Annotated in this window: 21 protein-coding genes and 1 tRNA gene; 14 read left to right on the forward strand and 8 right to left on the reverse strand. The window is 71.0% G+C overall.

What is annotated here, in order from left to right; translation table 11 throughout:
• Positions 1–77 precede the first annotated feature (77 nt).
• Positions 78–1,022 carry a hypothetical protein gene (locus tag AB0J87_RS10230; protein WP_363963967.1) on the reverse strand — a complete coding sequence of 315 codons (945 nt, stop codon included), beginning with the start codon at positions 1,020–1,022 and terminating at the stop codon, positions 78–80.
• A 314-nt stretch (positions 1,023–1,336) separates the two neighbouring features.
• On the opposite strand from AB0J87_RS10230, the gene AB0J87_RS10235 reads away from it, so the two are divergent.
• A complete protein-coding gene (locus AB0J87_RS10235; protein ID WP_363963969.1) occupies positions 1,337–2,128 on the forward strand; it encodes a hypothetical protein in 792 nt (263 codons plus the stop codon).
• A gap of 99 nt (positions 2,129–2,227) precedes the next feature.
• On the opposite strand, the gene AB0J87_RS10240 is transcribed toward AB0J87_RS10235, so the two are convergent.
• The gene (locus tag AB0J87_RS10240; protein ID WP_363963971.1) at positions 2,228–2,719 is read right to left on the reverse strand and encodes a MarR family transcriptional regulator; all 492 of its coding nucleotides are present in this window, start codon (positions 2,717–2,719) and stop codon (positions 2,228–2,230) included.
• Between the two features lie 90 nt (positions 2,720–2,809).
• Between AB0J87_RS10240 and AB0J87_RS10245 the strand changes: the two genes are divergently transcribed.
• Both AB0J87_RS10245 and AB0J87_RS10250 read left to right on the forward strand, forming a co-directional pair.
• The gene (locus AB0J87_RS10245; RefSeq protein WP_363963973.1) at positions 2,810–3,664 is read left to right on the forward strand and encodes an NAD-dependent epimerase/dehydratase family protein; all 855 of its coding nucleotides are present in this window, start codon (positions 2,810–2,812) and stop codon (positions 3,662–3,664) included.
• A 150-nt stretch (positions 3,665–3,814) separates the two neighbouring features.
• Positions 3,815–4,843 (forward strand): DUF418 domain-containing protein, encoded by a 1,029-nt coding sequence (locus AB0J87_RS10250; RefSeq protein WP_363963975.1) that lies wholly within the window; start codon positions 3,815–3,817, stop codon positions 4,841–4,843.
• Here AB0J87_RS10250 and AB0J87_RS10255 read toward each other — a convergent pair.
• A complete protein-coding gene (locus AB0J87_RS10255) occupies positions 4,840–6,114 on the reverse strand; it encodes a sugar ABC transporter substrate-binding protein (RefSeq protein WP_363963977.1) in 1,275 nt (424 codons plus the stop codon). The two genes, AB0J87_RS10250 and AB0J87_RS10255, sit on opposite strands and share 4 nt — an antisense overlap.
• Positions 6,115–6,390: 276 nt before the next feature.
• Here AB0J87_RS10255 and AB0J87_RS10260 point away from each other — a divergent pair, with 276 nt between their 5' ends.
• On the forward strand, positions 6,391–7,200 hold the full coding sequence (locus tag AB0J87_RS10260) for a phosphatase PAP2 family protein (protein WP_363963979.1): 810 nt from the start codon (positions 6,391–6,393) through the stop codon (positions 7,198–7,200).
• 48 nt (positions 7,201–7,248) lie between these two features.
• Here AB0J87_RS10260 and AB0J87_RS10265 read toward each other — a convergent pair.
• A tRNA-Pro gene (locus AB0J87_RS10265) sits at positions 7,249–7,325 on the reverse strand.
• Between the two features lie 95 nt (positions 7,326–7,420).
• Here AB0J87_RS10265 and AB0J87_RS10270 point away from each other — a divergent pair.
• From AB0J87_RS10270 to AB0J87_RS10285, 4 genes are all read left to right on the forward strand, one after another.
• On the forward strand, positions 7,421–7,846 hold the full coding sequence (locus AB0J87_RS10270; RefSeq protein ID WP_363963981.1) for a hypothetical protein: 426 nt from the start codon (positions 7,421–7,423) through the stop codon (positions 7,844–7,846).
• 70 nt (positions 7,847–7,916) lie between these two features.
• Complete coding sequence (locus AB0J87_RS10275) at positions 7,917–8,462, forward strand: hypothetical protein (RefSeq protein WP_363963983.1); 546 nt, start codon at positions 7,917–7,919, stop codon at positions 8,460–8,462.
• 8 nt (positions 8,463–8,470) lie between these two features.
• Positions 8,471–9,250 carry a hypothetical protein gene (locus AB0J87_RS10280; protein ID WP_363963985.1) on the forward strand — a complete coding sequence of 260 codons (780 nt, stop codon included), beginning with the start codon at positions 8,471–8,473 and terminating at the stop codon, positions 9,248–9,250.
• 4 nt (positions 9,251–9,254) lie between these two features.
• Positions 9,255–9,452, forward strand: a complete 198-nt coding sequence (locus tag AB0J87_RS10285; RefSeq protein WP_185073178.1) for a hypothetical protein — start codon at positions 9,255–9,257, stop codon at positions 9,450–9,452.
• Positions 9,453–9,535: 83 nt separating this feature from the next.
• On the opposite strand, the gene AB0J87_RS10290 is transcribed toward AB0J87_RS10285, so the two are convergent.
• Together AB0J87_RS10290 and AB0J87_RS10295 are read right to left on the reverse strand one after the other, a co-directional pair.
• Positions 9,536–9,949, reverse strand: coding sequence for an ATP-binding protein (locus AB0J87_RS10290; protein WP_363963987.1), 414 nt, complete (start codon positions 9,947–9,949; stop codon positions 9,536–9,538).
• Between the two features lie 15 nt (positions 9,950–9,964).
• Positions 9,965–10,735, reverse strand: coding sequence for a SigB/SigF/SigG family RNA polymerase sigma factor (locus AB0J87_RS10295; RefSeq protein WP_350726519.1), 771 nt, complete (start codon positions 10,733–10,735; stop codon positions 9,965–9,967).
• A gap of 174 nt (positions 10,736–10,909) precedes the next feature.
• Between AB0J87_RS10295 and AB0J87_RS10300 the strand changes: the two genes are divergently transcribed.
• On the forward strand, positions 10,910–11,266 hold the full coding sequence (locus tag AB0J87_RS10300; protein ID WP_350726908.1) for an STAS domain-containing protein: 357 nt from the start codon (positions 10,910–10,912) through the stop codon (positions 11,264–11,266).
• A gap of 45 nt (positions 11,267–11,311) precedes the next feature.
• Here the strand turns inward: AB0J87_RS10300 and AB0J87_RS10305 are convergent, their stop codons facing one another.
• The gene (locus tag AB0J87_RS10305) at positions 11,312–12,013 is read right to left on the reverse strand and encodes a GAF and ANTAR domain-containing protein (protein ID WP_363963989.1); all 702 of its coding nucleotides are present in this window, start codon (positions 12,011–12,013) and stop codon (positions 11,312–11,314) included.
• Between the two features lie 79 nt (positions 12,014–12,092).
• Here AB0J87_RS10305 and AB0J87_RS10310 point away from each other — a divergent pair, with 79 nt between their 5' ends.
• Positions 12,093–13,919, forward strand: a complete 1,827-nt coding sequence (locus tag AB0J87_RS10310) for a SpoIIE family protein phosphatase (protein ID WP_363965038.1) — start codon at positions 12,093–12,095, stop codon at positions 13,917–13,919.
• A 126-nt stretch (positions 13,920–14,045) separates the two neighbouring features.
• Entirely contained in the window at positions 14,046–15,149 is a 1,104-nt protein-coding gene (locus tag AB0J87_RS10315; RefSeq protein ID WP_363963991.1) for a glycosyltransferase, read from the forward strand.
• Between the two features lie 105 nt (positions 15,150–15,254).
• On the opposite strand, the gene AB0J87_RS10320 is transcribed toward AB0J87_RS10315, so the two are convergent.
• Positions 15,255–16,307: a helix-turn-helix domain-containing protein gene (locus AB0J87_RS10320; RefSeq protein ID WP_355192025.1), complete on the reverse strand. Its 1,053-nt coding sequence runs from the start codon at positions 16,305–16,307 to the stop codon at positions 15,255–15,257.
• Positions 16,308–16,382: 75 nt separating this feature from the next.
• Between AB0J87_RS10320 and AB0J87_RS10325 the strand changes: the two genes are divergently transcribed.
• From AB0J87_RS10325 to AB0J87_RS10335, 3 genes are all read left to right on the forward strand, one after another.
• A complete protein-coding gene (locus AB0J87_RS10325) occupies positions 16,383–17,300 on the forward strand; it encodes a proline dehydrogenase family protein (RefSeq protein ID WP_350726527.1) in 918 nt (305 codons plus the stop codon).
• Positions 17,300–18,925: an L-glutamate gamma-semialdehyde dehydrogenase gene (gene pruA / locus AB0J87_RS10330; protein WP_363963993.1), complete on the forward strand. Its 1,626-nt coding sequence runs from the start codon at positions 17,300–17,302 to the stop codon at positions 18,923–18,925. Before AB0J87_RS10325 ends, pruA begins: the two co-directional genes overlap by 1 nt.
• A gap of 114 nt (positions 18,926–19,039) precedes the next feature.
• Complete coding sequence (locus AB0J87_RS10335; RefSeq protein ID WP_363963995.1) at positions 19,040–20,002, forward strand: GlxA family transcriptional regulator; 963 nt, start codon at positions 19,040–19,042, stop codon at positions 20,000–20,002.
• Positions 20,003–20,005: the final 3 nt, after the last annotated feature.

A 20,005-nucleotide genomic window follows, 5' to 3' on the forward strand; every position in this document is an offset into this window, starting at 1 on the left:
CACGGGCGACTCCGCGCGCCTGCTCCCAGCCTGGCCCACTGGTTCCCATCGCTCCGAACGGCGCGGGCGCCGGGCTCTCAGCGGGGGATCGGAAGGGTGCGATCGGGACGATCCGCCCGGTACGCCTCGCCGTCCGGATAGATGCACCACGCATCGCCTCGCCGTAGCAGGACCGGGCTGGTCCACGCCTCGTCCGGCGCCGGGAGGTGGAGGTGCCGGACGCGTTCCGCCGCGTCCCAGATCAGCAGCCCGCGAATGTCGCCGAGGAGATCCATCTTGACGGGATCGTACAAAGGATGGCTCCACAGGCCGCCCACCTCGGCGTGGACGAAGCGGTCGTCCAGCCACGTGACGTGCTCGTCGCACAACGGGCCCCAGTCCCGCTCACACGGCACGGGCACCGGCTCGCCGTCGACCCACAGTTGCGCGCCGATCCAGTCGGGAGCGCGGATCGTCAGGGCCTGGCGCCGCAGGCCGGGCGCGAAGGCGACGCGGACCACGCCCTTGCCCGCGGTGTCGAGGAAGTTGTACGCGCACCGCTCGTCCGTGAACTCCCAGCCGATCTCCCCGTACTCGGCGGGCGTCACCCCGGCCGGTGGAGCCGGGTAGGTCCGCCCGCACCTGTCACCGTCACGCGCGGCAACGCGCCCGGCCGCACCCGTCCAGGCCCACATCGCCAGGACCCGCACCGGATCGTCCATCCCGCCCATCGAGAACCGATGCTCCAGCCAGCGCTCCAAAGCAGCGCCCTGCGGCTCGCCCCCGATGCCGGTCGGGACGGGCGCGCTCCGGCCGTCCATCCACAACAGGAGCTCGGGCCCGGCCAGCAGCATGGCGTGATGCCGCCGGTCGGGGGTGAAGTAAGCGCGGAACGTCACACCCCCGCGAGAGCGCCGGTAGGACCTCCCGTACGACGCCAGGCCCGCGGCCGTACAGTCCTCGACCGTCACCGCGGCCGGTGGGTCCGCCAGGTCGCCGCGCGCCACGGCGGCCATCCACTGCTCCAGGGCCTCGCGACTCATGGCCGCCATTCTGATGCGACTCTGATGCGACGGACAGGCCCGGACAAGATCAACAAGCGCGGCGCGAATCGAATCCACCCGGTCGGGGCGCAACGCCTCGCCCCGGCAGCGGCGACTGGGCACGGGCGCGACCCGAGCCGGTCGAGGCCGCGCCCGTTCACCGCGCGGGGGTGGCCTGTGGCCGTGCTTGCGGGCCGTGATGCGAGGCGCGCGGCCCGGGCGGTTGAGCTGCTGGTGGAGTGGGTGAGGCCGGAACGAGATCTGGGCCTGCGAAGATCACCCGGCATGGCTCACCTCCCGAGGAGACGACCCGCATGAGGCTCTGGGCGCTCGCCCTGACGATCACCTCCGTGACCTCCATCGTCACGTCGCCGGCCGCCGCCGCGGCCGACCCCGTCGCCGCGCTGCGCCGCCAGCTGACGAGCGGCAACGGTGTGACCTTCTCGGACGTCCTGGTCGCCAGGTCCGAAGGAAAGCCGCGCACCTTCCGGGAGTCGGGAGTCCACGAGCTGGACCGGGGGAGGATCGTCGCGAGCGAGATCCTGCGTCCCAAGGACTTCATGTTCGGCAAGTACCGCCAGCGTCTCATCCTCTTCCCGGACCGGTCCTACGAGCAGTCGGCCGGCCTGCGCAAGCATCTTCCGGAAGGCAAGAGCTGGGTGGTCGCCGAGGAGAAGCAGTCCCTCGCCCTGTACTGCGGCCAGATGCGGCTGAGCGATCGCGGCACGCTCAAGGCCCTGCTCGCCGCCACCAAGGTCAAACGCCCCTCCGGCGTGTACGACGGCACCCGCACCACCCTCTACGAGGGGTCCATCACGCTGGGCGAGCTCGCCAAGGCGGACCCCGACTTCCGTATCGCAGGACGCCACAGGCCCACGGGCAAGTACGCCCGTGTCCGGGTCGACTGGAAGCTCTGGATCGGACGGGACCGGCTCGTCCGCCGATGCCACAGCGACTCCAGGCAACCCGGCATCCCCAAGCTGAGCGACGAACCCGTCCATTACGTCGACGACCTCCGCCTGTCCCGGTGGGGCCGGCCGATCGACATCCAAGCGCCTCCGGCCGATCAGGTGGCGACCTACGACGAGCTCGACCTTCCGGAGTAGCCCCAGCGAGGGCCACCGGATGCGGGGCCGTACAGGCGCAGAAAAGGGAAGCCTCGACGGACCGCCCCAAGGCAGGTGCCGAGCCCCGGGAGCAGCCCTCTACACGGTGTCGCCCAGAGAGACGAGGAGTTTGCGGAGGAGGTCGGCCAGGGCGTCGCGGTCGGTGGGGGAGAGGCCGGACAGGAGGCGGGCCTCGTTGGCCGCGTGACGTTCCAGGACGTCGTTGGCCACCCGCCGCCCCTCGTCCGTCAGCGCCACGAGCGTCATCCGCCGGTTGTCCGGCGCCGGCCAGCGGTCGACCAGCCCGCGCTCCACCAGGTGGTCCATGCGGTTGGTGAGCGCGCCAGGACTGACCATGGCCGCCGCCGACAGGTCCTTCATGCACATGGAGTCGGCTTCGTTCCTGAGCAGCGTGGCCAGCATGTCGAACTCCCACGCCTCCAGCCCGTGCTCGCCCAGGAACTCCTTGACCCCCCGCTCCAGGAGCCGCGAGGCCCGCGACACCCGGCCGATCACGCCCATCGGGGACACGTCCACGTCGGGCCGGGTGCGGGCCCACTGCCCGAGGATCGCGTCGACTGCATCTCCCATGGCGGCAATCGTACGACATTGAAATGTTCGATGTCGTGGGTTATGGTCCTACGTGGAAATGTTCAATGTCGAAATTTTTGAGGTGGGACAATGAAGGTGCTGGTGCTTGGCGCGACGGGGTACATCGGTGGTGCCCTGGTGGAGCGGCTGGTCGCGCAGGGGCATGAGGTGGCGGCCTACGTGCGGCCCGCGGCGGAGGGAGAGCGGCGGGTGCCGGGTGTGGCCGACGTCCGGTACGGGGATCTGGCGGACGCCGCCGCGCTGGAGAGGGCGATCACCGCGGACCTCGACGCGATCGTGCACGCCGGCCAGTTGACCGGCGACCAGGAGACCGACCTGGCCACGATCGGCGTGCTCGCCGGAGCGTCACAGAAGGTCGTCTACGTCAGCGGCGTGTGGGTGCTCGGCGAGACCGACGGGGCCGACGAGGACAGCCCGGCCGACCCGATCCCCCTGGTGGCGTACCGGGATCAGGTGGAGCGGCTGGTGATCGACGGCGGCGGCTCCGTGGTGCGTCCCGGCGTCGTCCACGGGCGTGGCACGGGCATCGCGGCGCTGCTGAAGGCCCAGGCCGCGCGGCGCGGGACCGGTGTGTACGTCACCGCGGGCGGCACCGCGCCGACATGGACCTTCGTGCACGTGGACGATGTGGCCGGGCTGATCGTGGCCGCCCTGGAGAAGGGGAAGGCGGCCGTCTACCACGCCATCAGCGAGGAGGCGGTGCCCGTCACCGCCGTGGCCGAGGCGGCGGCCAGGTCAGCGGGAGTCAAGGAGACGGCCGAGCCCTGGCCGCTCGAGGAGGCCGCGCGGGAGCTCGGGGAGGGCTTCGCCCAGGCTCTGGCGATCAGCCAGCGCGTCAGCGCGACCCGTACCCGCGAAACGCTGGGCTGGCAGCCCTCCCGTCCCGGCATCGTCGCCGATCTCGTCGAGGGTTCCTACGCCTGACGCGTCCTCCCATCCCGGACCAGCGGGACGAACCGACGGCCCGGTGGGGCACCGTCGAGAACGAGGATCGGCCGAAAGTACCGTCGGCGGACCGCGAGCCCCCACCGGTGGTCGATGTCCGCACCGGGCCCCGTCCCCAGGATGAGGTGCATGCCCTATCGAGATCACGCTCCGGGACCGGTCCGAGGTCCCGGAGCCCCTTCCACCCGCGCCGGGACGACGGCCTCCCCCGGCCGGCCGCGTATCGCCGCGCTCGACGTCCTGCGCGGGTTCACGCTGTGCGAGATCCTGCTCGCCAACATCCAGCTGATAGCCAACGGCGACAGAGCCGTCACGACGCAGCCCATGGGCGACTGGGACCCGTGGCTCGGGCTCCCGATCTTCTCCCTGCTGTTCGGCATCGGGTTCTCGCTGCTGCTGGACTCCGCCGCGAACCGCGTCCCCCGCCCGCGGCTCGTCCTGCTGCGCCGGCTTCTGGCGCTGCTCGCGATCGGCCTCGCGCATTCGCTGCTGTGGCGGGGCGAAATCCTGACCTCGTACGCCGTCGTCGGCCTGCTGGTGCTGCTGCCCTCCACCTGGCTGCCGCGGTGGGCCGTGGCCAGCCTCGCCCCGGCGCTCGTGGCGGCGGCGCTGATCGGCGGGGGTGGCGGGCCCCTGATGATCGCCGGGCTGTTCCTGCTGGGCTCGGCACTGGTCCGGTACGGGATGATCGAGGCCCTCGAACGGTCCACTCGAGGGCCGCTCCTGCTGGGCCTGGCCTTCGCGGCGGGGGCGGCCTCAGCCCTGTGGGCACGGAACGGGACCGGTGCGCCGTCCTTCACGTCCAGCCTGGCCGATCTGCTGCTCGCCGGCGTGTACGTGTGCACCCTGCTGGTCCTGCTTAGAACGCCGCTGCGACCGGCGCTGGCGGCCCTCTTCGCACCACTGGGCCGGATGGCGCTGACCAATTACCTGACCGCCACAATCCTCGTGCTGGCGGCCGGTCACCTCCTCGGCCTGCCGATCGGCCGATCCCTGACGGCGGCGTACGCGGCCGCGGGGGTCATCCTCGCCGCCCAGTGGCTGTTCGCCACCCTCTGGCTGCGCCGCCACCGCCAGGGTCCCGTCGAGTGGCTCTGGCGCTGGGTCACCTGGGCCCAGCGCTCAGCCCTGCGCATCCCCGCGAACCGAGCCCACTAGCCCGCGATGAGGGCGTTGGCCTCCGTGATGAGCTTCTGAGCGGCCTCGTCAGGCGTCATCCGACCGAACAGGACCTCATTCGTGTACCGCGTGAGGATGGCCTCGATGGCGCTGGCGCGCTTCGGCGGGGCGGCGGGCGAGTCCGTGAGCTCGCCCTTGACCTTGTCGAGGAAGGCCAGCGTCTTCTTGTCGGTCTCCGGAAGCTTGTCCCTGACCGCCGCCAGCACCTTGGAACTGGCCGGCAGGCCGCGGTCGCTGAGGATGATCGCGCCCGCCTCCGGATCGTTGATCATGAAGTCGATGAACTTGGCCGCCGCGGCCTGATGCTCGGACTTCGCCGAGGCGGTGTAGAACATCGCGGGCTGCAGGAACATGCCGCCCGCGGTGGCACCCTGCGCCTTGGGCATCCGCAGCAGGTCCACCTCCTTGCCGCCGGACGCCTTGTTGATCGAGCCGAGCTGGTTGCTCCACCACATCCCCATCGCGCCGTTGCGGGTGGCGAACAGCGACCGGTCCTCGCTCTGGGTCGCGAGCTCGATGCTCTTGGCGGCGTCAGGAGAGCCCTTGCTCCTGATCAGCTTCTGGTGGACCGCCCACCACGCCTTGAGCGTCCCGGGCGAGACGCCGATCTTGTTGCCCTTGTAGAGGGACTCGCCTCGCTGAGCGGCGAAGATCTGCAGGAACGCCGGGTTGAAAGCCTGCTGCGTGCCGTAGACCTTGCCGCCGGTGCTCGCGGTGATCTTCGCCGCCAGCTCGGCGTATTCGTCCCAGGTCCACGTGGTGTCGTCGGGCAGGTTCTGCCCCGCGTCCTTGATCGCCTTCGGGTCCACGACCAGGGACCAGGCGTTGACGCCGGTGGGGATGGCGAACTGCTTCTCGTCGATGGCGCCGGTGGCCAGCACCTTGGCGTCGATGTCGGCGGTGTCGACCGCGCTGGACAGATCGGCGAGCGTGCCGCGTTCGGCGTACTCCCGCAGGCCGCGGATCTCGAGAGTGATGACGTCAGGTGTCTCGTCGCTCGCGACCTTCGTGGCCAGCGTGTCGTAGTAGGTGCCGAAGCCGGAGAACTCTTCCTCGATGTCGATGTCCGGGTTCTTCGCCTCGAACCTCTTGATCGCCTCTTGCGTCATCTTCTGCCGCGCGTCACTGCCCCAGTAGGAAAAACGTAACGTGATCGCACCGTCGGCGCCTTCGCTGCCGCAGGCCGCGGTGATCGCCAGCACAGCAGTGGCCAGCAACGCTGCCGTCCACGTCTTCTTGCCAGAGCCCACGGCTCTACCTCCTGGGGGGTTGAGGGGTGCAGGACCTGCAGCGGCCCTGGGGCGGTCACTCCACGGGTCCGGCCAGGAAGAAGTCGAAGCCCAGCCCGAGCGCGCTGATCGGCATGGCGAGCACCGGAGCTCACGACGACCCTCCACCGGAGTCAGAGAATCCCGCAAGATTACCGGGGCGGTGAGGCCGCCGGAAGTTGTTGAGGTGGCGGAAGTGGCTGAGGTGGTCGTTCTGTAACACGTTCCATGCCGGAGCGGTGAGTTAGGGTGACTCGCGTGAGCCCGCGTGAGGTGGCCGCCGGCCGATTATCGCGCCTGGTGGCGCGCGCCCGCTCGGCCGCACTCGCCGGGAGGGTGGGCGGGCGCCCCGCCCCGCTGGTCGAAGTGGCCGGCCTGCTGCTCGTGATCCTGCTCTTCGCACTGCTTCACGCCGCCGCCGGGAACGACACCGCGGCCGCCACCGCCAACGCTCTGGCCCTGCAGTCCATGGAACGGGCCCTCCACCTGGACATCGCACTGAGGGCGAACCAGTGGCTGACCGAGCATCCGGCCCTCATCCAGCCGGCGGTGTACTACTACCGCCTGTACTACCTCGTGGTCATCGGCGTGCTGGTGTGGGTCTTCGTCCGGCACGCCGCTGTCTACGCCAAGGTCCGCTGGACCCTCGTCGCGATGCTCGTCCTCGTGCTGCCCGTTTACTGGGCGGTGCCCATGTCGCCCCCACGGTTCGCCCTGCCGGGCGTCGTCGACATCATCGCCGAGCACGACCTCCTGGGCGGCCACGCCTCACGCGAGATCGGGAACGGCCAGAACCTGACGGCGATGCCGAGCATGCACGTGGGGTGGTCGTTGTGGTGCGCGTACGCCGTGTGGTCCGCGCTGCGGGCCTCCCACCCACGGCCGGCGTTGCTGGCGTGGATCTTTCCGCTGGGTATGGTCGCAGTCGTGCTCACCACGGGCAACCACTACGTGCTCGACATCGCGGGGAGCGTCGTGCTGCTGATCGTCTCCATCACGGTCGTATCGGCATGGGGCCGCCTGGCCGAGCGCCGGCGGACAGCCGCGGCGGACGCCGCTCAAGCATGAGAAAGGGTGTCACCCTGGCGAGTGACACCCTCATCGACCAGCGATATCTGGTCGGGACGACAGGATTTGAACCTGCGACCCCTTGACCCCCAGTCAAGTGCGCTACCAAGCTGCGCTACGTCCCGGTCGTGTCGGCCGCTCCCTGCGGAGCGGGACGTCATAACCTTAGCGCACATCGGAGGTGCACGCGTACACGGAGAGCTGGGGCGGAGGGGGCCGAGTGGGGCGGAAACCGACCATCGATCGGCGGGAGCTGGCCAGGTTGGTGGCCGACGGGATGAACGTGCAGGAGCTGGCCGCGCACTTCGGGGTCAGCGAGTCCGGGGTGCTGCAGGCCAAGCGGGCCGCCGGGCTGGCCAAGCCGATGCTCGACCACAGCCGGGCCGTGCCGTGGAAGCTGGCCCGCGAGCACTCCCAGTCCGGGCCCGCCACCAATCTGCGCAATCTGTCGGCGGCCGCGCAGGGGAAGCCGCCCGCGGCCGAGCGGCTGAACACGGCTCTGCGGTGGGCTCAGCGGCTCGTCGACGCGGGGCTCGACGTGCGGTACGACGCGGCTGAAGGGTTCAGCGAGATCCCCGCCGCACCAACGGGCTCACATGTCGCAGCCGTGCTGGCCGCGGCCCGGGAGGCGCTGGAAGCCCGCTGAGGCGGGGAGTTTCGACCCACCTGTTCGAGGGCAGTCGCTGGTCTCAAGACAGAGACCGGAGGCGAACAACATGACCACCTTAATCTGGGTGGCCGTCGTCGCGGTCGTGGTGGTGGCGCTCGTCGCAGTGGGTTACGCCGTGCTGCAGCAGAGGCGCCGCGACCATCTCCGCGAACGTTTCGGCCCGGAGTACGAACGCATAGTCTCCGAGCACGACACCCGCCACGAGGCCGAGCAGGAGCTGCTCGACCGGGAGCGCCGGCATGCGGAGCTCGGCATCCATCCCCTGACGGAAGAGTCGCGCGACACCTACGCGAACCAGTGGACCGAGGTGCAGGAGCGCTTCGTCGACGCACCCGGGTTCGCGGTGACCGAGGCCGATCAGCTGGTCACCGCGGTCATGGCGGAACGGGGTTACCCGACGGAGAACTACGAGGAGCGGCTGTCCACCCTCTCGGTGGGGCACGCGAAGACTCTCGACCGCTACCGGACGGCCCACGAGATCAGCGGGCGCGCGGCCAGGAAGGAGGCCTCCACGGAGGACCTGCGGCAGGCCATGGTGCACTATCGCGCGCTGTTCGAGGAACTGCTGCAGGAGACCACACGAGGACGGTGAACGAGGACATGAGCACCCCCAGCACCCCCAGGAGTGGCAGCGAGGAGGAGCGCGCCCAGCGCGATGAGCGCCTCCGAGACGACGAGCTCTCCGATGAGCGTCCCGGCGAGCGCTTCGACGCCCGCACCGATGAGGACGCCCGCGCCGATGAGGACGCCCGCGCCGATGGGAACGCGGACGATCGCAGGCTCGCCGACGACGGCTCGGACGACGTCCGTGTCGCGGGCGATGACCGTGTCCCGGGCGACGTCCGTGTCGCGGGCGACGGCGAGCCGGAGAGGCACAGTCCGCGTGCCGGCGACGAGTACGCCGCAGCCGTGCCCGGCGCCGTGACGCCGTCCACGGCCGGGTACGACGCCGAGTACGACGACGGCGCCTACCGCGACCCCTACGCCAGAACCGCCGAGGACATGCCGGCCGGGCCGGAGACCGAGCCGGGCGAGATCCCGGCGCACGCCGCCCCCGAGGACGTCGTCCTGTTCGACCAGGACCCGGACCAGGTGCAGGCCCGCTGGCGCGACCTGCAGGCGTCGTTCGTCGACGACCCCGGCGAGGCCGTGCGGCGCGCCGACGGGCTGGTCGGCGAGGTCGTCGACGCCCTCACCAGCAGCCTCGCCACCCGTACGAACGGCCTGCGCGACCGCTGGAAGGACACCGAGGCCGCCGACACCGAGCAGATGCGCCTGGCGCTGCGCGACTACCGGAGCGTCCTGGAACGCCTGCTCGCCCTCTCCGGCCGGCAAACACAGACCCAGACGACCCAGCTCCAGACCTGGGGAAGGAGGTGACGACATGCTCGCGGTAGTCGCAGCGATCATCTTCGGACTGGGGTTCCTGCTCGACCTGGTCGGCGCCCGGATCCCCGGCGGATTCTCCGGCATGACGTTCGTCCTGCTCGGCCTGACACTGCTGGCCCTGCATCAGGCGGGCGTCGGCACGGCCGGAATCCGTACCGGTTACAGCAACTGGCGTGGCCGGGCGCGCAGGTAGGAGCCGGCCAAGGTCCCACCGGTAAAAGGCCCCAGCCGGTGAGGCCCCGAGAACGGGAGGTCGCCGAGGACGGCGGCCTCCCGTCACTCCTTGCCGGGGAAGCGCATGATGACGGTGCTGCCGCCGTTCCCGACCCGCAGGGTCAGGTCCGCCGACACCAGGCGGGCCACCCACAGCCCCATCCCGCCCACCGCGCCCGGTCTGGGCCCGGGTTTCCAGGTGCCCCCGTCGTGCACCTCCACGATCAGGTCGCCGTTCACCGTCCAGGTACGCATGGAGGCCCGGTCGGCCCCGTGGGTGACGGCGTTGGTGGCGACCTCGTTGACCGCGATGACGAAGTCCTCGATGACGTCCTCGTGCATGCCGGCGTCGCGGGCCTCGTCCTCAGCGAACTGCCGGACCTGTGGCAGGTCCGGCAGTCGGAAGCGCAGCTCTTTCACGGGCGCGCCGGGCGGCGGGCTCGTGTAGCCCGACTGAGGCTCTCCGTCCTCGTTCACCCGGCGACCTTCTTCTCAGCCGACCAGCTCGGAGCGCAGCTGGTCGAGAACCTTGCGGAGGATACGTGAGACGTGCATCTGGGAGATCCCGAACTCGGCGGCGATCTCGGCCTGCGTCATGTTGCCGAAGAACCGCAGCAGCAGGATGTGCTTCTCGCGGGAGGGCAGCGCGTCGATGAGCGGCTTGACGGCCTCCCGGTCGACCATGGTGCTCAGCGTGTCGTCGTCCTCGGGGATGACGTCGCCGAGGGAGGCGGCGTCGTCGTCGGTGCCGAGCGGCGCGTCGAGCGACAGGGTGCTGTAGGCGGCGGAGGCGTCGAGGGTCAGCAGGACGTCCTCCTCGGTGATGTTCATCTTGGCGGCCAGCTCGGCCACGGTGGGCGACCTGCCGAGGTCCTGGCTGAGGTCGGCGACCAGGCGGTTGAGCTCCGAGCGGCGCTCCTGGTAGAGCCGCGGCACCCGGATGGCCCAGGTGCGGTCGCGGAAGTGGCGCTTGACCTCGCCGGTCATCGTGACGACCGCGTAGCCCCGGAACGCGTGGCCGAGGGTCGGGTCGAAGCCGTTGACGGCTTTCATCAGGCCGACGTACGCGGCCTGGAGAAGATCCTCCAAAGGCTCGCCGCGGTAGCGGTAGCGCCGGGCGATCTCCATGGCGAGCGGCCGGTGCATCTCGACGATGCGCTCCCGCAGTCGCTCTCTGTGACTGTCGGGGGTCTCTTCCCTGACCATTTCGGCCAGGAGCTCTTCCGCTGTCATCTCCTCGAGGACGTATTCCTGCACAGCCATCGCTGCTCCTCTTATGGGTCGCAGGCGCCCTCTCCCAGCAAAAAAGCCCAGGCAGAGGCACGCCTCGCTCAACTCTCGAGACGAAAGCCCGCTGCTGGACTCCGCATCAAGTGTCCCCCGTATCGCGGGAAGTATTCCTCCCTCCTGTGGTGACAGTAGGGTTGCTCCGTGACAATGCCGGATAACGGTGAGGGGCCCGTGGCGGCCCTGACCCTGACGTCGTCGACGGTGGACGAGATCACCGTGATCAAGGTTGACGGCGTGCTCGATGCCACGACCCGCGAGCAGTTCGCCGACTACCTGTCCCTGGCGGGGTCGGACCTGATTCTTGACCTGGCCGGGGTCACGTTCATGGACTCTCGCGCGCTCGGGCTCATCGTCCACCACTGGCAGACGAGCCTGGCGTCGGGCGCCAGGTTCGCGCTCATCGGGGTCGAATACTCCAAGTCCAAGGTGATGTGGATCACCGGGCTGGCGCAGCGGCTGCCCCTCTACGACACGCTCGACGACGCGCTGGCGGCCATCGGCTGAGGGCTGCGGCAGGGCTGCGGCAGGGCCGCGGCAGGGCCGCGGAGGTCAGCGTCTCGACTTGCGCTGGTGCTCGTCGACCAGGAGCCTGGCGAGGTCGGCCACCTTGACCTGGTGGTGCTGGGAGATCTTGCGAAGCTCCTCGAACGCGGCCTCGGCGGTGCATCCGCTGGTCTGCATGATGATGCCCTTGGCCTGGTCGATCACCGCCCGTCCGGCGAGGGCCTCCTGGAGCTGCGCGGCGTCGGTGCGCACCTCCTCGAACTCCCACATGTTGGCCATCGCCACCCCGACCTGCTCGGTCAGCATGTCGGCCAGCGAGTGGGCGCTCTGGGGGGAGAACGCCCCGGGGCGTACCGAATAGAGGCCGACCAGCAGCAGGGCGGGCGCCACGTCGATGGGGACGACCAGCACGGAGCGCACGCCCCAGCGGCTGGCCAGCGCGTCGTAGCGGGGCCAGCGGGGCTCGTTGAGCACGTCGGTCACGCCGGCGCGGCCGCCGCTCTGCCGGGCTTCGACGGACGGGCCCTCGCCGAGCGCGCGTTCGCCCTCGACGAGCATGATCAGCTCGCTGTGGGAGCCGGACACCAGCACCCGGTGGTCGCGCCAGTGCTCGGCCGAGGCTCCCGAGCAGCCCGGTACGCCGACGGCCAGCGCCGTGGTGAGGTCGCGCAGCACGCGTTCCGTGGAGGTGTCCTCGCCCAGCCGGCCCAGTGCGGCGAGGTCGCGGGCGAGACCGGGGGTGATCATCGCAGTTGATTTCATAGCAGGAAGCCCCTACCCGATATGGCCTCCCATATCCCTTGTGACGTAGCGTCAGAGGGTGACCATGCCGGACCTCGAACAAGCGCTGGACGCGCTGGCCGGACGCGTTTCCTCGCTTCGCGAGGCGCGGACCGCCTATCCCGCCGACCTCGCGCCCACGCTCGACGCAGCCCTCGCCGAGCTAGACACCGCAGCCGAGCTGCTGGCCGAGGCCCGCGAGGCGCTGCAGAAGGCGCCCAAGCGGGCGGGCGGCAAGAAGGACGGCGCGCAGCGGGAGCTGAAGCTGCTGCGGCAGGTGTTCCGGGCCTTTCCGGTGCCGGTCATCGTGCTGGACAGCGGTGGCGTGGTCAGGCGGATCAACCCCGAGACGTCGCAGATGCTCGGCAGCCCCGACGGCTACCTGGTGGGCCGGTCGTTCCCGCTGCTGGTGGACGTGTCGCGGCGGGCGGCGTTCCGGTCGCATCTGACGGCGGTGCTGCAGACGGGCCAGCCGTCGGCGTTCGCGACGCGGCTGGCGCATCAGGGGCGCACGCACACCGTCCAGCTGGCGCTGACCAGGATGACCATGCCGGGCGAGCCGCAGCAGATGGTGGCGGCGGTGGCGCTGCCGACCGAGGTGCAGCTGCCCGAGCCGGGCGCGGGGCGGCCCGAGCAGTCCGACGGGGCGCTGCTGCTGGCGGCGGCCAAGCGGCAGGACCTGCTGGTCAAGATGGCCAATCTGCTGCTCGAAGAGGAGACGCTGCTGCGCCCGGTCGCGCTGCCGAGGGCGACGCGGCTGCTGGCGGCCGAGTGGGCCGACTGGGTGATCGCGGACATGGTGCGCGGCGGGGTGCCGCGCCGCTCGGTCGTGGTGGCGCCGAAGAACCATCCGCTGGGCGATCTGGTCCGGCAGGTGGAATCCGCGGATCCGGCGGGCAGCCAGGTCGTGATGCAGGTGCTGGAGCGCGGCTCCGGCGTGGTGCAGGAGATGCTGGACGACGACGGCCTGCTCGGGTTCTGCGCGGACGGGCCACTGCTGACGGCGATGGGCGCGGGCTCGATGTTGTGCGTGCCGATCGGCTCCGGCGACGGCGTGCTCACGCTGGTGCGCGCGCACGACCGGCGCCCGTTCGCGCTGGCCGACCTGGCCGTCATGCAGGAGGTGGGGCTGCAGCTCGGGCTGGCGGTACGGGCCCAGACCAGCTTCCAGGACCGTTCGCGGGCGGCGGACGCGCTGTCGGCGAGCGTCGCGCCCCGCAAGCTGCCCGACGTGCCCGGCTACGAGGCGGCGGCCGTCTACCATCCCGGCGCGTCGGTGGGCGCCGAGTTCTACGACGTGTTCCCGGTGTCCTGCGGGTGGGGGTTCGCGCTGGGCGGCGCCGTCGGCAAGGGCGAGGAGGCCGCGTCGGTCAGCGCGATGGTACGCGGCGGCCTGCGGGTGCTGGGCACCTGGGAGTCCGACCCCGACCTGGTGATGCGCAAGGTCAACGAGGCCCTGGTCGCGCAGGGCGCCGGCATGTTCGTGATGGCCGTGGCGGGCTTCGTGAAGGGGCGCGAGATCAGGCTGTCGTCGGCCGGGCACCATCCCGCCGCGCTGCTGCAGGCCGACGGCGGCGTGCGCTTCGCCGCGGGCGGCGGCGTGCCGCTGGGCCTCGCGCCCGAGGCGGAGACCAGCGTGGAGCGGCTGACGGTGGCCGCGGGCGAGACGCTGGTGCTGTATTCGGAGGGGCTGATCTCCTCCAGGAACGACCTGGGGGAGCCGTACGGCGAGGAGCGGCTGGCCGACGTGCTCGGCCGGTGCGCGGGGCAGTCGCCGTCCACCGTGGTCAAGGCGCTGGAGGCCGACAGGCACGCGTTCTCGGGCGGCCAGGTGTGGGACGAGATCGTGATCCTCGCGCTGCGGGGTGTCTGACCTGCGAAGTCAGGATGTCTGATTTTTGGGGGTTTGCGATCGAGTCAAACCTGGGTATGGTCAGAAGCGTAGACATGTGCCTAAGACGCAGGCGCACCTTTCAGTCTTTCTTCGCTGAGGTGTGCCATGAATATCGCGATCGTAGCTTCCACCGAGAGCAACCGGCGTGACCGCATCCTTTCCGTCGCCCGCGAGCTCGGCCGCGAACACCACGTCACCGTCTACTCCCGTCGTGACAGCATTGAGGGCAAGCCCAAGACGCGGGTGGCCCCGGGGGTCACGTTGGAGCAGATCGACGTGGGCCCGGCCGAGGAGTTGTCGGCCGACGGCGTCGTGCCGTACCTGAACGACGTCGGCGAGCACCTGATGCGGCGGTGGAGCCAGGACCGGCCCGACGTGATCCACGCGCATTCGTGGACCGGTGGTCTGGTCGCGGTGGCGGGCGCCAACGGGCTGGGGGTGCCGGTCACGCAGACGTTCCACACGGTCGACGCCATGCACAAGGAGCTGGAGCTGGCTCTCGGCCGCCGGGCCAGCGCGGTCATCGCGGGCTCCGGGGACGAGGAGTCGGCGCTGATCCGGCTGGGCGTGCCGCGCAACCACATCGCCGTCGTCCCGTACGGCGTCGACACCGAGCGCTTCCAGCGCCGCGGCGCGGTGGCCACGAAGGGCGCGCGCAAGCGGCTCCTGCACGTCGGGCCGCTGACGGTGGATCGCGGCGCGGACACCATCGTGCGGGCGCTGCCGGGGCTCGGCGACGTCGAGCTGGTCATCGCGGGCGGGCCCGAGCCCGAGGACCTCGACACCGACCAGGACGCCCGCCGGCTGCGCGCGCTGGCCGAGCAGCTCGAGGTCGCCGACCAGGTGACGCTGCTGGGCCAGGTCAAGCGGTCCACCGTGCCGAAGCTCATGCGCAGCGCGGACGCCGTGGTGTCGGTGCCGCGCGAGGCCGTGACGGGCATCGTCGCGCTGGAGGCGATGGCCTGCGGCGTACCGGTGATCGCCTCGGCCGTCGGCGCCCACCTGGACTCCGTCATCGACGGCGTCACCGGGCTGCTCGTGCCTCCGGACCGGCCGGCGCGCACCGCGCGGCTGGCCCGTGAGCTGCTGTGGGACCCCACCCTGCGGACCGCGCTGGGCTACGCCGGCGCCGACCGGGCGCGCTCGCGCTACTCCTGGGAGCGGGTGAGCCAGGAACTGGTACGGGTGTACGAGGCGGCCTGCGCCTGAAGCACCGAAACCCCGGCAGGCGGCAGCAGCCGCCTGCCGGCACCATGACCCGGCACCATGACCCGGCACCATGACCCGGCACCATGACCCGGGACCTTGACATGGTCAGGATCCGCAGAGCCGGGCGGCCTTGAGTCCCAGGTGCACGGCCAGGCGGTCGTCGCCGTCCGAAAGATCCCGGTGGGTGAGGCGCTCGGCCTTGCCCAGCCGGTAGTAGAGCGTCTGGCGGTGGATGCCGAGCTCGGCGGCCGTCTTCTGGGCGTGGCCGCCGTGGTCGAGGTAGGCCTCCACGGTCTCGGCCAGCTCGCCGTCCAGGACCGCGGTCTCGGCCGCCAGCTCGCGCAGGTCCGCCTGGCCGAGCCTGGCCAGCAGGCGGTGCACGCCCAGGTCCTCCCAGCGGGCGACGGGCGCGTACCGGGGGAAGTGCTCGGCGACGCGCAGGGCGTGGCGGGCCTCGCGCCAGCTCAGCCAGGCGTCGGCCGGGTCCGCCCGGGGCGCGCCGATGCCGGCGGCGGTGCCGTACGCGCTCTGCAGGGTCTGCGCCACCTCGCCCGCGAGGTGGGCGGGGGCGAGCAGGGCGACGGGCGAGCCGGGGCGGGCCAGGACGCCGCGCGGCAGCGTCCAGAGGGCGGCGAGGCGCTCGGCCGACTCGCGTACGGCGATCGCCGCGACGGGGCCCGGCACCTCGATGGCCGCGCCCGCCCGCTCGGACGGGTCGGCCGAGAAGAGGGCGAGCAGTCCGCGGCCGAGGTCCTGCCGGCTCCTGGCCTCCTGGGCGAGGGCGGCGGCGGCCCTGGCCACCAGCGGCGCGACGGGTTCGAGCGCGGTGAGCGAGCCCGAGTCGAGCAGCCATAGATAGCCGTAGGTGACCTCGCCGTGGCGCAGCGGCCAGCACACCCTGGCCAGGACCCCGAGCTCGGCGTCGGCGGGGATCCGGATCGGGCCGGGGGCCTTGGCGATGCCGTAGCGCTCGAAGTAGTCGCGCACCTCTCCGGTGGCGCGCCGGCGCAGGATCGACTCCTGGCGGACCGTGTCGATGTCGCCGTGCTGCGCCCCGTACGCCAGCAGCCGGAACGAGCGGTCCTCCAGCGTCGCGGACGCCCCCAGCCGGGCGGCGATCTCGTCGACGATCTCTTGCAGGTCTGCCGTGTTGTGCATTTGTATGACAGCCTGCCACATCGGCCGTTACGCACGTCGATGGCCCCCGCTGAGCTGCGTTTTTAGACTTGAGGCATGCTGGGTCAAGTGCTCCTCGCCGCGTCCGGGAGCGGCGTCGTACGTCGTGCCGTGTCGGCCTTCCCGCTCACCAGGAAGGTGGTCGATCGGTTCGTCGCGGGCGAGAGCGTCCAGGAGGCCCGCGACGCCATCGAGCGCCTGCGCGACATGAAACTCGCCGTCACCGTCGACCACCTCGGCGAGGAGACGCGCGACGCGCGGGCCGCCGAGGCCACCGCGGACGCCTACCTCACGCTGCTCGACGCCGTCAGGCCGCTCGACCTCGGCGTCCGGGGCGAGGTGTCGGTGAAGCTGTCGGCCGTGGGGCAGCGGCTCGACGACGCGATGGCGCTGGAACACGCCCGCGAGATCTGCGCAGCGGCGGCGCGCAACGGCTCGACCGTCACGCTCGACATGGAGGATCACACCACCGTCGACTCGACGCTGACGATCCTGCGCAAGCTGCGCGAGGACTACCCGTCGACCGGTGTGGCGATCCAGGCGTACCTGTTCCGCAGCGAGGCCGACTGCCGCGACCTGTCCGCCGAGGGCTCCAGGGTGCGCCTGGTCAAGGGCGCCTACCGCGAGCCCGCCTCCGTCGCGCACCAGGGCCGCGGCGCCGTGGACAAGGCGTACGTGCGATGCCTGCGGATCCTCATGGCGGGGAAGGGGTATCCCATGGTGGCGACGCACGACGATCGCATGATCGCGATCACGGAGGTGCTCGCCGACCGGTTCGGGCGGACGATCGGCGACCACGAGTTCCAGATGCTCTACGGAATCCGGACCGACCTGCAGGAGTCCCTGGCCGGGGCCGGCCACACGGTCCGCGTCTACGTCCCCTACGGCGACGACTGGTACGGCTACTTCATGCGCCGCCTCGCGGAGCGCCCCGCCAACGTCGCCTTCTTCCTTCGCGCCCTTGGGGGTAAGTAATGGATGCCATCAGCAACGTCCCCGTTCCTGCCAACGAGCGCATCTACGGGTACGCGCCGGGCAGCGCCGAGCGGTCGGCGCTGGAGGACCGCATCAAGGAGCTGGCCGGGTCGTCGATCGACCTGACCATGACGATCGACGGCGAGCAGCGCCTCGGCGCGGGCGCTCCCATCGACGTGGTGCAACCGCACAACCACGCTGCCGTCCTGGGCCGTACCAACGACGCTACGGCCCGGGACGTGCAGGACGCCGTGGACGCGGCGCTGCGGGCGGCGCCGGCGTGGCGGGCCCTGTCGTTCGACGAGCGGGCGGCGATCTTCCTCAAGGCCGCCGACCTGCTGGCCGGGCCGTGGCGGGCCACGCTCAACGCGGCGACCGTGCTGGGCCAGTCGAAGTCGGTGCAGCAGGCGGAGATCGACTCGGCCTGCGAGCTGATCGACTTCCTGCGCTTCAACGTCGCCTACGCGCGCCAGCTCTACGCCGACCAGCCGATCTCGTCGCCCGGCGTGTGGAACCGGATGGAGTACCGCCCGCTCGAAGGCTTCGTGCTGGCGATCACGCCGTTCAACTTCACCGCCATCGCCGGAAATCTGCCGACTTCTGCGGCTTTGATGGGGAATGTCGTCGTCTGGAAGCCGTCGCCCACCCAGCAGTTCGCCGCGCACTTCACGATGCGACTGCTGGAGGCCGCCGGGCTGCCTCCCGGCGTGATCAACATGGTCACCGGCAACGGCCAGGCCGTCTCCGAGGTGGCGCTCGCGCACCCGGCCCTGGCCGGGATCCACTTCACCGGCTCCACGGCGACGTTCCAGCACCTGTGGAGCACCATCGGCCAGAACATCGCCTCCTACCACGGCTACCCGCGCCTCGTCGGCGAGACCGGCGGCAAGGACTTCGTGCTGGCCCACCCGTCCGCCGACCCGGCCGTGCTCTCGACGGCGCTGGTCAGGGGCGCCTTCGAGTACCAGGGACAAAAGTGCTCGGCGGCCTCGCGGGCTTATGTGCCGCGCTCGGTCTGGAACCGGATGCGCGACGACTTCGTGGCCACCGCCGAGTCGCTGACCGTGGGCGACGTGTCGGGCGACCTGTCGACGTTCATGGGCGGGGTCATCGACGCCCGGGCCTTCGCCAAGCACAAGGAGGCCATCGACCGGGCGCGGGCGGCCGCGAACATCGACGTCCTCACCGGCTCGTACGACGACAGCGTCGGCTACTTCGTCAAGCCGACCATCCTGGAGCCGGCCGACCCCACGGACGAGATCTTCGTCAAGGAGTACTTCGGGCCCATCCTGGGCGTGCACGTCTACGAGGACCGCGACTTCGACACGGTGCTCGACCAGATGGAGGGCATCGCCCCGTACGCGCTGACCGGCTCGATCATCGCCCAGGACCGCTACGCCATCGCGTCGGCGTCCGACCGGCTGCGCTTCGCGGCGGGCAACTTCTACGTCAACGACAAGCCGACGGGCGCGGTCGTGGGCCAGCAGCCGTTCGGCGGCGCCCGCGCCTCGGGCACCAACGACAAGGCGGGCTCGATCTTCAACCTGATCCGCTGGGTGAACGCCCGCACGATCAAGGAGACGTTCGTTCCACCCACCGACCATCGTTATCCGCACATGGGCTGATTTTTCAGCCCATCAAGCCCATGAGCCCCCCGGTCCTGCCCCGGGGGGCTCATGGCGTAATGTGCAATATTTGTGTCGTTGACGCCTTGACAGGCCCGCCACCAGCATGAAGACATGCAGCGACGGGTTCTCATGGTGGTCTTCCCCGGCTTCCAGCTGCTCGACCTGGCCGGGCCGTCCGACGTGTTCGCGACGGCGGCGCTGCTGGCGCCCCAGGACGGTTACCAGGTCGAGGTGGCGGCCGTGCGCGCCGGTCCCGTGCCCTCCGGCAACGGGATCGCCGTCACGGCCCGCGCCCTCGGCGAGGTCACCGGGCCCGTCGACACGCTGATGGTCGTGGGCGGGATGTCGGTCCCCGAGCAGCTGGGCGACCGGGAGCTCGTCGAGGCCGTCGCCCGGCTGGCCGCGGGCGCGCGGCGGGTCGCGTCCGTGTGCAACGGGGCGTTCCTGCTGGCCGAGGCCGGGCTGCTGGACCACCGGCGGGCCACCACGCACTGGCTCGCCGCCGGCGAGCTGGACGCCCGCTACGCGTGCGTCGAGGTGGACGCCGACCCCCTCTACATCGAGGACGGCAACGTCTGGACCTCGGCGGGCGTGCTGTCCGGCGTGGACCTCGCGCTCGCGCTGGTGGCCAGGGACCACGGCCACGCGCTCGCCCGCGACGTCGCCCGCGGCCTCGTGGTCTACCTGCACAGGCCGGGCGGGCAGAGCCAGTTCAGCACCCCGATGCGGGCTATGACGCCGCGCAGCGAGCCGCTCAGGGAGCTGCAGGCCTACATCGACGCGAACCCCGCCGCCGACCTGAGCGTCCCCGCGCTCGCCGACCGGGTGGGGATGAGCGAGCGCCACTTCTCCCGCGTCTTCACCGAGCAGACCGGCCTGTCGCCCGGCCGGTACGTCGAACGCAGCCGCGCCGAGGCCGCCAGGCGGCTCCTGGAGGTCACCGCCCACCCGCTGGACCGGGTGGCCAGGGAGTCGGGGCTCGGCACGCCGGAGACCCTCTACCGCGTCTTCCGCCGCCACTGGCGGATCTCACCCGGCGACCACCGTCGCAGGTTCCGATCGAAGGAGAAGTAAGCG

The sequence above is a fragment of the Nonomuraea sp. NPDC049625 genome (assembly GCF_040675285.1).
In the GTDB taxonomy this organism is placed as follows: Bacteria; Actinomycetota; Actinomycetes; order Streptosporangiales; family Streptosporangiaceae; genus Nonomuraea; species Nonomuraea angiospora_A.